General features: G+C 72.1%; 10 protein-coding genes. 9 read left to right on the top strand and 1 reads right to left on the bottom strand.

The window, feature by feature from the left end; genetic code table 11:
* The 4 genes from ACTZWW_RS19110 to ACTZWW_RS19095 form a co-directional block, all read left to right on the top strand.
* Nucleotides 1-644 (top strand): hypothetical protein (locus ACTZWW_RS19110; RefSeq protein ID WP_444782557.1); only part of this gene is annotated, 644 nt, incomplete at its 5' end.
* Nucleotides 645-666: 22 nt separating this feature from the next.
* Nucleotides 667-1,686 (top strand): hypothetical protein, encoded by a 1,020-nt coding sequence (locus ACTZWW_RS19105; RefSeq protein WP_444782556.1) that lies wholly within the window; start codon nt 667-669, stop codon nt 1,684-1,686.
* 10 nt (nt 1,687-1,696) lie between these two features.
* Nucleotides 1,697-3,736, top strand: a complete 2,040-nt coding sequence (locus ACTZWW_RS19100) for an FHIPEP family type III secretion protein (RefSeq protein ID WP_444782555.1) — start codon at nt 1,697-1,699, stop codon at nt 3,734-3,736.
* Between the two features lie 92 nt (nt 3,737-3,828).
* Nucleotides 3,829-4,665, top strand: a complete 837-nt coding sequence (locus ACTZWW_RS19095; RefSeq protein ID WP_444782554.1) for a hypothetical protein — start codon at nt 3,829-3,831, stop codon at nt 4,663-4,665.
* Here the strand turns inward: ACTZWW_RS19095 and ACTZWW_RS19090 are convergent.
* Nucleotides 4,571-5,581: an alpha/beta fold hydrolase gene (locus ACTZWW_RS19090; protein ID WP_444782553.1), complete on the bottom strand. Its 1,011-nt coding sequence runs from the start codon at nt 5,579-5,581 to the stop codon at nt 4,571-4,573. The genes ACTZWW_RS19095 and ACTZWW_RS19090 overlap by 95 nt on opposite strands.
* Nucleotides 5,582-5,863: 282 nt before the next feature.
* Between ACTZWW_RS19090 and ACTZWW_RS19085 the strand changes: the two genes are divergently transcribed.
* Genes ACTZWW_RS19085 through ACTZWW_RS19065 form a run of 5 tightly spaced genes read left to right on the top strand, consistent with a single transcriptional unit; the run spans nt 5,864 to nt 11,441 of the window.
* The gene (locus tag ACTZWW_RS19085) at nt 5,864-8,734 is read left to right on the top strand and encodes a monovalent cation/H+ antiporter subunit A (protein ID WP_444782552.1); all 2,871 of its coding nucleotides are present in this window, start codon (nt 5,864-5,866) and stop codon (nt 8,732-8,734) included.
* Nucleotide 8,735: 1 nt separating this feature from the next.
* Nucleotides 8,736-9,119 (top strand): Na+/H+ antiporter subunit C, encoded by a 384-nt coding sequence (locus ACTZWW_RS19080; protein WP_444782551.1) that lies wholly within the window; start codon nt 8,736-8,738, stop codon nt 9,117-9,119.
* Complete coding sequence (locus ACTZWW_RS19075; protein WP_444782550.1) at nt 9,116-10,687, top strand: monovalent cation/H+ antiporter subunit D; 1,572 nt, start codon at nt 9,116-9,118, stop codon at nt 10,685-10,687. Before ACTZWW_RS19080 ends, ACTZWW_RS19075 begins: the two co-directional genes overlap by 4 nt.
* Nucleotides 10,687-11,175, top strand: a complete 489-nt coding sequence (locus tag ACTZWW_RS19070; protein WP_444782549.1) for a Na+/H+ antiporter subunit E — start codon at nt 10,687-10,689, stop codon at nt 11,173-11,175. The genes ACTZWW_RS19075 and ACTZWW_RS19070 overlap by 1 nt, the downstream gene beginning before the upstream one ends.
* Complete coding sequence (locus ACTZWW_RS19065) at nt 11,172-11,441, top strand: K+/H+ antiporter subunit F (RefSeq protein ID WP_444782548.1); 270 nt, start codon at nt 11,172-11,174, stop codon at nt 11,439-11,441. The genes ACTZWW_RS19070 and ACTZWW_RS19065 overlap by 4 nt, the downstream gene beginning before the upstream one ends.
* Nucleotides 11,442-11,445: the final 4 nt, after the last annotated feature.

The following is an 11,445-nucleotide window of genomic DNA, read 5'->3' as shown; positions in this document are numbered from 1 at the left end:
GCGCGCCGTCGGTCGCGCAGTTCCCGCCGCCCGCCCCGCGCCCCGGCTCCCCGGCGGCGCTCGCAGACGGCCTCCTCCCGGCCGAGCCCGAAACGCCCGGCGAGACGCCGCCGGTGCCGACGAGCCCGGCGGTCCGCGAGGGCGTGCGCGAGCGCTTCGAGACGCCGGTCTCCTTCTTCGTGCGCGAGCGCCCGCTCGACGCCGTCTTCCGCGACCTCGCCGAGATCGCCGGCCTGCGGATGCGCATCAACGACCGCCTGGAGGAGGAGATCGTCAGCGCGGTGCGGCTCGACGGCACGGCCCGGGAGGTGCTGGATCGATTGACGCGTCGGTACAATCTCGTATGGTTCGCCGAACGGGATCTCGTCGATGTCGCGCGGGCCGACACTGCCACGGTGCGGACCTTCCGGATCGACGGCGTGACCGATGCCGAGATCCGCGACGCCATCGCGCGCTTCGGACTCGTCAACGTCGATTTCGCCCTGGAGGTGGACGAGCGCAACGGCATCGCTCGCATCTTCGCGCCGCCGCGGCTCGCCTCGCGGCTGGAATCCATCATCGTCGGCCTGCGGGCCGACACACCCGAGCCGCTCGGCCCCATCGAGGTGATCCGGTTCGGCCTGCGCGACCGCGCGCCGAGCTGACGCACACGAGGAGAGACGCTCCATGCTCGCGGCCCTGACCACGCGACTGCGCCGCACGATCGGCGACGCCGAGCCGGCGGACGCGGCATCGGCAGGCACCGTGCCGGTCTCCGACGCGACGCCGGCCGAGGCGGCGACGATGCCGCGTCCCTTCCACGTCGAGGTCGCGGAGGACGGCGAGGTGCTCTTCGCCCAGGCCTTCGAAGCCGGCTCCTTCGTCATCGGCGCGAGCCCGCAGGCGGACATCATCATCCCGGACCTCGACGAGCCCGAGATCGCCGACGTGCGGCTCGAGACCGTCGGCTCCGCCTGCCTCGTCACGCTCACCGCGCTCGCCCCCGGCGTGAGCGCCCGCGGGCGCACGCTCGCCGAGGGCCGGCCCGTCCTCTTCCCGGAGCGCGCGCAGTTCACGGTGGGTGGCATCTACCGGTTCGACATCGCCTTCACGCCGCCCAGGACGGCGCTGGTGGTCGAGCGCTCCAAGCTCCCGACGCTCCTCGTCGTCGGCGGCATCGCGCTCGGCCTCGCCGGTCTCCTCGTCGGCGGCGAGGGGACGCCCGACGTCGCGCCGACGGAGGCGCAGGCGCGCACGCGGGCGGACGCGCCCGAACTCCTGCGTCCCGCCGCCCTGCCCGTTCCGGAGGACCCCGCCACGCGCCTCGCCCGCGAGGCGGACGCGCTGCGCCTCGCCTTCGTCTCGGCGAGCCTCGTGCCGCAATTGCGCGTCTCGCCCGGCGAGGACGGCCTCGTGATCGAGGGCGACGTCACGCCCGAGGAGCGGGCGCGCGCGATGGAGGTGATCGGGGGCTTCCGCGCCCGCTCCAGCGCGTCGATCGAGATCGCGCTGGCCTCGGACGCGCGCGAGGCGGATTTCTTCACGACCGTCGTGCTCGAGCCGGAGGCCTACCTCATCGCCTCGGACGGGCGCCGCTACGGCACCGATCAGCGGCTGCCGAGCGGCGCGCGCATCGTCGCCATCGACGAGACGAGCGTCCTGCTCGATCACGACGGCGTGCGCCAGCGCGTCTTCTACGGCCTGTGAGGCGGGCGGGATGAGGGTCCTCAACCGCTTCCTGGCGCAGGCCGCCAAGCGCCAGGATCTCGTCTTCGCGGTCTTCTTCGTGATGATCGTGGCGATGCTCGTCCTGCCGCTGCCGACGCTGCTCATCGACGCGCTGCTCGCCGTCAACCTGACGCTCTCGCTCGTCGTGCTGATCACGGCGACCTACCTGCGCCACCCGCTCGACCTCTCGACCTTCCCCGCCATCATCCTGATGACGAGCGTCATGCGCGTCGCGCTCTCGGTGGCGACGACGCGCCTCATCCTCGCCACCGGCGATCCCGGCGAGCTGATCGTCGCCTTCGGCGAGTTCGTGATCGCGGGCAACATCGTCGTCGGCCTCGTGATCTTCCTGATCATCGCCGTCGTGCAGTTCATGGTCGTCACGAAGGGCGCGGAGCGCATCTCGGAGGTCTCGGCGCGCTTCACGCTCGACGCCCTGCCCGGCAAGCAGATGTCGATCGATTCCGACGTCCGCTCGGGCGACATCACCGCCGAGGAGGCGCGCGAGAAGCGCCGCACCCTGCAGCTCGAGATGCAGTTCCACGGCGCGATGGACGGTGCGATGCGCTTCGTCAAGGGCGACGCCATCGCGGGGCTGATCATCGTCTTCATCAACCTGATCGGCGGCATGACGATCGGCATGCTCCAGCGCGGGCTCGACGCGGGCGAGGCGGGACGGCTCTACGTGCTGCTCTCGGTCGGCGACGGGCTGATCGCGCAGATCCCGGCGATGTTCATCGCACTCGCGGCGGGCACCATCGTCACGCGCGTCACCACCGACACCGACAGCGACCTCGGGCGCGACATCACCCGCCAGCTCGGGGCGGAGCCGAAGGCGATCGCGGTCGGCGCGGTGGTCGCGGCCGCCATGGGGTTCATCCCGGGCTTTCCGACCGCGGTCTTCCTGATCCTCGCGGCGATCCTCGGCGGCCTCGCCTACGCGATGCTGCGCCCGCGCCGGGCCGCCGCCTCCGACGCCGACGCGACGTCCGCGGCGGGCGGCTCGGACGCCGCGGCGGGCGCACCTCCGGCGCCGGGATCCGCCGAGGAGACCGGCGCCGACGCGCCCCGGCCCGCGGGCGGAGCCGGCCTCGCTCCCGACGAGCTGCCGCTGCGCGAGGCGCAGCCGGGCGACATCATCGTCATCTACGGGGATCCGGTCTTCCTCGACAAGCTGCGCCCCAACGCAGCCTACGTCCACGTCGAGCGCACGAAGCAGCTGTTCCTGCGCCGGATGGGCTTCTCGGCACCCTCGGTAGGGTACGTCTACGATCCGACGCTCGGACGTGGCGAGGTCGTCATCCACATCGACGACGTGCCGGTCGAGCGCGTCACGATTCCCGACGTTCTCGAGCGCGAGCCGCTCTCGGACGCGCAGGCGCGGCTCTACGCGGAGGAGCTGTCGCGCGTGCGGCTGCGCTTCGCGGCCTCGCTCTTCGGCGTGCCGGAAGTGACGCAATGGCTCAAGGACGTCGAGCCCGCCTGCGGGCGGCTCGCCACCGACATCCAGCAGCTGATGCCGCTGATGACGCTCGTCGACACGCTGCGCCGCCTCCTCGACGACGGCGTCGGCCTCGTGCCGCCCCGGCTCGTGCTGGAGGGGCTCGCGCAGTCCTCGCAGCGCGGGCAGGATCCGGACGTGATCTCCGAGGCGGTGCGCGGCTTCCTGCGCCGGCAGATCTCGCACGCCGCCGCCGACGGCGAGCAGGTCATCAACGCCCTCGTGCTCTCCCCCGAGACGGAGGCGACGATCCGCCGCTCGGCGGGTCCGGAGGCTGGCCCGGCTGGCCTGCGCAACGCCGAGGAGACCGTGCGCACGCTCGTCGAGGCGGTCCGCGCCGGCATCGAGGACAACGCGGTGCCCGGCACGCCGCTCTCCCTGATGACCCCCGCCGACCTGCGCCGGCCGGCGCGGCGCCTGCTCAAGCAGCACCGCGTCGACCTGCCGGTTCTCAGCTTCACGGACGTGGCGCCGGACTACCAGATCCGCACCGTCGGCGTCGTCGGTGCCGCGCGGGCGGCGGCGTGAGGCCGGCGCGCCTCGCTTTCGTCACGCTCGCCCGGCAAGAGAGGGCGACACGCACGCAGCGGCGCGCCGAGCGCGCCGAGGGGAGTTCCTCGATGACGCGCACGTCCCGCATCGCGCTCGCGACGGCCGCCTTCGCCGGCGTGACGACGGCGCTCGCAGCGCTACTCTGGCTCGCCCCTGCAGGAGGTGACCCCGCGGGCGGCCGACCGACCGCGCGGCTCGCCCAAGACGCACGGCTCGCCCAAGACCCGCAGGTCACGGGTTCCGTCGCGGAGGCGGATCCGTCCGCCCCGACGGCCGACCAGACGCCCACGGTCGCGGCCGCTCCCGGCGAGGCACCCGCCGCCGAGGCGACGGCGCAGCCCGCCTCCCCCGCCCCCGTCGTCGCCACCCGGGACGCCGAGGGCCTTCGCCTTTCCGGCGCGGTGCCCGACGAGGCGGAGCGCGCAGCGATCCTGATCGCGGCACGCGCGCGCTTCGTGGCCGAGCCGGTCCTCGCCGATCTCGTCGTCGATCCGGCCGCCGCGACCGCGCCGCCGGAGGTCGCCGCGGTGGCGCTCTCCGCGCTCGCCCGCCTCGCCGAGGGCGAGGCCCGGATCTCGGGCAACGTGCTCGCCATCGACGGGCGCGCCCTGTGGCCACAGGCCCGCCAGCGCATCGAGGACGACGTGCGCGTGCGCCTGCCCGCGAGCTGGCGTGCGGTGGTCGCGGTCGAGACGCCCGAGCCCACCCCCGAGCCGATGATCGCGCCGATCCCGGCGCGCACGGACGCCGCGCCGCAGCCCCAGGGCGAGCCGCCGCAGGCGCGAGCGGACGCCGGGGCCGGCGAGTCCGCTACCGCACCTGCGGCATACGCGGTTCTCCCCCCGTCGGCGCGGGAGGGGGATCTCGCCGGCCTGGCGCGCCACCCGCTTCCGCCGCGGCGATGAAGCGGGCGATCCGCTCCGCGAGCGCCCCGCGCAGGAGGGGCGCATGCCCCTCCCCCGCCGCTTCCTCCGTCTCGAGCCGCGGGTGACGCCGGCCCATCTCGGCGAGCGTCTCCGCCGCGAGGAGATCCGAATGCGCGCCGCGGATCGCCAGCACGGGCGCGTGCGCGAGCCCCTCGAACAGCGGCCAAAGCGGCGGCGGGGACTGCTCGAGGTCGAGCTGCTCGAGCGTCTTCATGAGGGCGAGGTCGTAGGCGAGCGCGAGCGTGCCGTCCGCGCGCTCGGTCCAGGTCCCGCGCGCGAGCGAGAGCCAGCCCTCGGCGTCGAGCCCGGGAAACTGCGCGCCCTGGAGGCGCTTCAGTGCGTCGACGGCCTCCGCCCAGGACTTCGGCGTCGGCAGCTTGCCGACGTAGCCGCGAATGCGAATCAGCCCCTTGGCGTCGATCACCGGGCCGATGTCGTTGAGGACGACCGCCCGCAGGATCGCCGGCCGCGTCGCCGCGAGCGCCATGATGATGAGCCCGCCCCGCGAGGTACCGACGAAGGCCGCCTCGGGCACGTCGAGCGCGGCGAGGGCCGCGAGCACGTCCTGCATCTCGACGGCGATGTCGTAGCGGCGCCAGTCGCGATCGTGCTCCGAGAGCCCGCGTCCGCGATAGTCGAGCGCGATCACCCGGCGCGGCGCCTCGCGGTCGCGCGACAGGCGAAGCGCCAGCGCGTGGAAATCCTCGGCGTTGCGGGCGAGGCCCGGGAGGCAGACCACGGGCAGCGCACGATCGGGCGCCTCGCCGTAGACGCGCGCATGCAGGCGCAGGCCGTCGCCGGCGCGCACGAACGCGGAGCGGTATCCGGCGGCGCCCGCCACCTCGCGCGGCACGTCCCGTGCGGCACCCTCTCGACCATCCTCTGCGGCATTCATGGCGCGGAAACCCTCCTCGGCTAGGCTCCCGCCAGACTTCGGCGGCGAGGCGCCGCTCCGTCAAGGCCGAAGCGTTCGGGTGGGGGTTCCGGGAACCGTGGACGAGGGTCGATCACCCGTCGGGCGTGCGTGGAAAACGCTTGCGCGCCAAGGGGCCAGACCGTATTGCGAGGGCGCTCGCGCGGGCGTGCCGTCGATCGCGCGCGCCTGTCCGCGCGGGCCGTCCCGAGCCGCAGCCCGAGCGAGGATGACGCCCGCCAACAGAGGTCGCCCGACGCGCACATGAGCATCGCCCTCATCGTCTTCCTGCCGCTCCTCGGCGCGCTCCTCGCGCCGCTGACGATCCGGTACGGGCGCAACGCCTGTGCGGCGACCGCCGGCGCCGCGTCGCTCGCCGCCTTCGCGCTGCTGATGTCGCATCTGCCGGGCGTCTACGCGGGCGAGGTGGTGCGCCAGGAAGCCGTGTGGATCCCGCAGCTCGGGCTCTCCTTCGCCTTCTTCGTCGACGGGCTCGGCTTCTTCTTCGCGACGCTGATCCTCGCCATCGGCCTCCTGATCATCGTCTACGCGCGCTACTACCTCGCGCGGCAGGACCCGATGGGGCGCTTCTACGCCTACCTGCTGCTCTTCCAGAGCGCCATGCTCGGCATCGCGCTCTCCGACAACGCGCTGATCTTCCTCGTCTTCTGGGAGATGACGAGCCTCTCGTCCTTCCTGCTGATCGGCTATTGGCGCCATCTTCCCGAAGGCCGCCAGGGCGCGCGCATGGCGCTCGCCGTCACCGGCGGCGGCGGGCTCGCGCTGATCGCGGGCATGCTGCTGCTCGGCGAGGCGGCGGGCACCTACGCCATCTCCGAGATCATCACGCGGGGCGAGATCATCCAGGCCTCGCCGCTCTACGTGCCGGCGCTCCTGCTGATCCTGGTGGGCGCCTTCACCAAGTCCGCCCAGTTCCCGTTCCATTTCTGGCTCCCGCACGCGATGGCGGCGCCGACGCCGGTGTCGGCCTACCTCCACTCCGCCACCATGGTGAAGGCCGGCGTGTTCCTGCTCGCGCGCTTCTGGCCGGCGCTGGCGGGCACCGACATCTGGTTCCTGATCGTCACGCCGGTGGGCCTCGCGACGATGGCGATCGCGGCCTTCATCGCGATCTTCAAGAACGACCTGAAGGCGCTGCTGGCCTATTCCACCGTCAGCCACCTCGGCATGATGACGATGCTGCTCGGGCTCGGCACGCCGCTCGGCGTCGTCATCGCCATGTTCCACATCCTCAACCACGCGACCTTCAAGGCGGCGCTGTTCATGAGCGCCGGCATCGTCGACCACGAGGCCGGCACCCGCGACATCCGCAAGCTCGGCGGGCTCGTCAGGCTCATGCCGATCTCGGGCGTGCTCGCGCTGATCGCGGCGGCGTCGATGGCGGGCCTGCCCTTCTTCAACGGCTTCCTGTCGAAGGAGATGATGCTCGAGGCCGCGGTCCACACCGAGATCGCGGGCATCCCCTACCTGGTCCCGACGCTGGCGACGCTCGCCGCCGTATTCTCCGTCGCCTACTCGCTGCGGCTGGCCTGGTTCGCCTATCTCGGCCCCACCCGCGAGAGCTACCCGCACCATCCGCACGATCCGCCGGTCGGCATGTGGGGGCCGGTCGCGTTCCTCGTCGGCCTCGTCGTCGCCATCGGCCTCGTCCCGCCGATCGCCGGCCCCGTCGTGGCGCGCACCGCGATGGCCGTGCTGCAGACGGACACGCTGCCCTACTACTCGCTCGCGATCTGGCACGGCGTGACGCCGGCGCTGTTCATGTCGATCGTCGCCATCGTCGTCGGCGCGATCATGGTGGCGCTCTACCGCTCGCTCGCGACCGCCCACGCCGCCCTCCCCCATCCGGAGGCGAAGGCGATGTTCGACCGCACCATCGCCGCGGTCGTGACGCTGGCGCGCGGGATCACCGGGCGCACCCAGACCGGCTCGCTCCAGCTCTACGCCGGGGTGATCGTCGCCGCGATCGTCGCGGTCGGCGTCGTCGCCTTCCTCCAGGGCGGGCACGGCCCGGGCGATCGGGCGATGCTGCCGGTCAACACGCCGGCCATCGTCGCCTGGGCGGTCCTGATCGCCGTCTCCGGCGTCGTCGTCTTCGCGCATACCAGCCGGCTGATCACGCTCGTGCTGACCAGCGTGGTAGGGCTGATCGTGTCGGTCGCCTTCCTCCAGTTCTCCGCGCCGGACCTGGCGCTCACCCAGATCTCGGTCGAGGTCGTCACCACGATCCTGCTCCTGCTCGCGCTCAACCTCCTGCCCCGGCGCAGCGAGCCCGAGCGCAGCGCGGCGGCGCGCTGGGGCTCCGGCGCCATCGCGATCGTCGCCGGGCTCGGCGTCGCCTTCCTCGCCTACGCGGTGATGACCCGCGACGTCTCCTCGATCTCCGAGTACCACATCGCGCTCTCCAAGCCGGGCGGCGGCGGCACCAACATCGTCAACGTCATCCTCGTCGACTTCCGCGGCTTCGACACGTTCGGCGAGATCATCGTGCTCGGCATCGCCGCGCTGGCGATCTTCGCCATGCTCGATTCCGCCCTGCGCGGCGCCTCCGCCCGCCGGCTCGCGGCGATGCTGCCGGCCCGCCGCTCGGGCGACGCGCACCCGATGCCGCTCGTCGTCGCCACCCGCGTGATCCTGCCGCTGGCGATCACCGTCGGAGTCTTCATCTTCCTGAGAGGCCACAACGAGCCCGGCGGCGGCTTCATCGCCGGTCTCGTCGTCGCCATCGCCCTCATCATGCAGTACATCGCCTCGGGCTACGAGTGGGCCGCCGCACGCGCCCGCTACAATCCCCACGCCATGATCGGCGCGGGCGTGCTGATCGCGGGCGCGACCGGGCTCGGCGCCTTCGTCTTCGGCGCGCCGTTCCTGTCGTCCTCCTACGACTACTTCCACATTCCCTTCGTCGGGGAGGTCGAGCTCGCGACCGCCATCGCCTTCGATCTGGGCGTCTTCCTCACGGTCGTGGGCGTCGTGCTGCTCGCGCTCTTCCAGATCTCGAGGGTCGAGCACAAGGCGGACCACGGGCCGATCCCCGCCGGCCCCTACGAGCCACCCTACGACCGGGCGGCCGCGCCGCGCGTCGTCGAGCCCGCACGCGACAAGGAGGCGTGAGATGGAGCTTCTCCTCGCGAGCGGCATCGGCGTCCTGACGGCGGCGGGGATCTACCTCGTCTGCCGGGCGCAGACCTTCCCGGTGATCATCGGGCTCGCCTTCCTCACCTATGCCGTCAACGTCTTCCTGTTCGCCATGGGGCGGCTCGCCATCGACGCGCCGCCGATCTACGACCCCGCCGTGAAGACCTACACCGACCCGCTGCCGCAGGCGCTGGTGCTCACCGCCATCGTCATCTCCTTCGGCATGACGGCGCTCATCGTGGTGCTGGCGCTGCGCGGCTTCCTCGAGAGCGGCGACGACGGCGTCGAGGCCGGCACGGTACGGGCGAACGAGGGCCAGGTGGGGGAGAGCCCCCGGAGCGAGGGCGGGCGCACGTCATGAACCCGATGGACCACCTGATCATCGCGCCGATCCTGCTGCCGGCCTTCGTCGCGGCCTTCATCGTGCTCGCGCTGCGCGAGAATCTCGCCGCTCAGCGGATCGTCTCCCTCGTCGCCACCGCGGCGCTCTTCGCCATCGGCGTGTACCTGTTCGCGCTCGCGGGCGACGGCGCCACGCGGCCGTACCTGCTCGGCAACTGGCCGGTGCCCTACGGCATCATCCTCGTTCTCGACCGGCTCTCGGCGCTGATGGTGCTCTTGACGAGCTTCCTCGCGCTCGTCGTGGTCACCTACGCCTCGGGCGGCTGGGACGAGAAGGGCAAGCACTTCCACGCGCTCTTCCAGTTCCAGCTGATGGGCATCATGGGCGCCTTCCTCACGGGCGACGCCTTCAACCTGTTCGTCTTCTTCGAGGTGATGCTGATCGCCTCCTACGGGCTGATGCTGCACGGCGGCGGGCCGGCGCGGCTCAAGGCCGGCTTCCACTACGTGGCGATCAACCTGATCGGCTCGACGCTCTTCCTGTTCGCGGTGGGCCTGATCTACGCGACCACCGGCACGCTCAACATGGCCGACATCGCGCGCCGTGCGAGCGAGGTCGCCGCGGGCGACGTCGCGCTCCTGCGGGTGGGCGCGCTGCTGCTCTTCCTCGTCTTCGCGCTGAAGTCCTCGCTCGCGCCGCTGCACTGGTGGCTGCCGACGACCTACGGCGCCGCCTCGACGCCGGCGGTCGCCATCTTCGCGATCATGACCAAGGTCGGCGCCTACTCGATCATCCGCATGAACGCGATGGTGTTCGGCGCCGACGCCGGCCCGGTCGCGCTCGTCGCCGAGCCCTGGATCATCCCCGCGGCATTGGCCACGCTGGTGATCGGCGCGCTCGGCGTGCTCGCCACGCGCCGGCTCGTCGACCTCGTCGCCTTCTCGATCGTCTGGTCGATGGGCTCGCTGCTCATCGCGCTCGGCTTGTTCGACGTCGAGGGCCTCACCGCCGCGCTCTACTACGCGGTCCACTCCACGGTGGCGGCGGCCGTGCTCTTCCTCATCGCGGACATGGTGACGCGCCGCCGCGGCGCCTCCGGCGACGCGCTGCGCACCGCGCCGCCGATCGCGAACGACGCGCTCGTCTCGGGCCTCTTCTTCGTCGCGGCGATCGCCATGGCGGGCCTGCCGCCCTTCTCCGGGTTCATCGGCAAGCTCCTCATCCTCGACGCCGCCCGCGCCTCGGTGTGGGCGCCGTGGATCTGGAGCCTCGTCCTCGTCACCTCGCTCGTCGTCGTGATCGGCTTCGCGCGGGCGGGCTCCACCGTGTTCTGGAAGGCGCAGGCCGTCGGCGGCGGGATCGTCGCCGCCGCCCCGCCGCCGGAGCGGGAGTACGACACGCCCCGCGTCGAGACGCCGACGATGCGGCTGTGCGTCTACGTCCTGCTCCTCGCGACGGCCCTCCTCGTCGTCCTCGCCGGCCCGGTCACCGAGGTGCTGGAGGCGACCGCTCGGCAGATCCTCGATCCGGCGGGCTACGTCGCCGCCGTGTTCGACCCCGCCGTCGTCCCGGAATGGAGCCGCTGATGTCGCGCATCCTGCCCCATCCCGTCCTGACGCTCGTCATCGCCGGCGTCTGGCTGCTGCTCGTGAACGCCTTCTCGCTCGGCGCGCTGCTCATGGGCCTGATCATCGGCGTGCTCGTGCCGCTCTTCACCGGCCCCTACTGGCCGGGTCGCCCGCGCGTGCGCCATCCGGTCAAGATCGCGGCCTACATGGCCATCGTCCTGTGGGACATCGTCGTCTCGAACGTCCAGGTCGCCTATCTCGTGCTCTTCCGCCGCGGCGAGAGCCTGCGCTCGCGCTTCGTCACGGTGCCGCTCGAGCTCGAGACGCCCGAGGCGATCAGCGTGCTCGCCGGCACGATCACCATGACGCCGGGCACCGTCTCGGCGGACCTCTCGGCCTGTGGGCGCTCGCTGCTCGTCCATTGCCTCGAGACCGACGACCCGGAGGGGACGGTGGCCCAGATCAAGCAGCGCTACGAGCGGCGCCTCAAGGAGATCTTCGAATGATCGAGACCGCCGCCCTCGTCTGCATCGCCGCGATCGCGATCGCGATCGGCCTCAACGTCTACCGCCTGGCGCTGGGGCCGGACATCCTCGACCGGGTGCTCGCGCTGGACACGATGGTGATCAACGCCATCGCGCTCATCGTGATGATCGGCATCTGGTACGCCACCGACGTCTACTTCGAGGCGGCGCTGCTCGTCGCCATGGTCGGCTTCCTGTCGACGGTGGCGTTCTGCAAGTTCGTGCTGCGCGGCAACGTGATCGAGTGAGGGA

The sequence above is a fragment of the Salinarimonas sp. NSM genome (genome assembly GCF_052380005.1).
GTDB lineage: Bacteria > Pseudomonadota > Alphaproteobacteria > Rhizobiales > Beijerinckiaceae > Salinarimonas.
This window is presented reverse-complemented; position numbering and strand designations above follow the sequence as displayed.

What these genes read in the sequence shown, in the direction of transcription:
- ACTZWW_RS19095 (WP_444782554.1), top strand. Translation starts at nt 3,829, where the DNA reads ATGACGCGCACGTCCCGCATCGCGCTCGCGACGGCCGCCTTCGCCGGC.
- ACTZWW_RS19075 (WP_444782550.1), top strand. Translation starts at nt 9,116, where the DNA reads ATGAACCCGATGGACCACCTGATCATCGCGCCGATCCTGCTGCCGGCC.
- ACTZWW_RS19105 (WP_444782556.1), top strand. Translation starts at nt 667, where the DNA reads ATGCTCGCGGCCCTGACCACGCGACTGCGCCGCACGATCGGCGACGCC.
- ACTZWW_RS19085 (WP_444782552.1), top strand. Translation starts at nt 5,864, where the DNA reads ATGAGCATCGCCCTCATCGTCTTCCTGCCGCTCCTCGGCGCGCTCCTC.
- ACTZWW_RS19065 (WP_444782548.1), top strand. Translation starts at nt 11,172, where the DNA reads ATGATCGAGACCGCCGCCCTCGTCTGCATCGCCGCGATCGCGATCGCG.
- ACTZWW_RS19090 (WP_444782553.1), bottom strand. Translation starts at nt 5,581, where the DNA reads ATGAATGCCGCAGAGGATGGTCGAGAGGGTGCCGCACGGGACGTGCCG.
- ACTZWW_RS19100 (WP_444782555.1), top strand. Translation starts at nt 1,697, where the DNA reads ATGAGGGTCCTCAACCGCTTCCTGGCGCAGGCCGCCAAGCGCCAGGAT.
- ACTZWW_RS19070 (WP_444782549.1), top strand. Translation starts at nt 10,687, where the DNA reads ATGTCGCGCATCCTGCCCCATCCCGTCCTGACGCTCGTCATCGCCGGC.
- ACTZWW_RS19080 (WP_444782551.1), top strand. Translation starts at nt 8,736, where the DNA reads ATGGAGCTTCTCCTCGCGAGCGGCATCGGCGTCCTGACGGCGGCGGGG.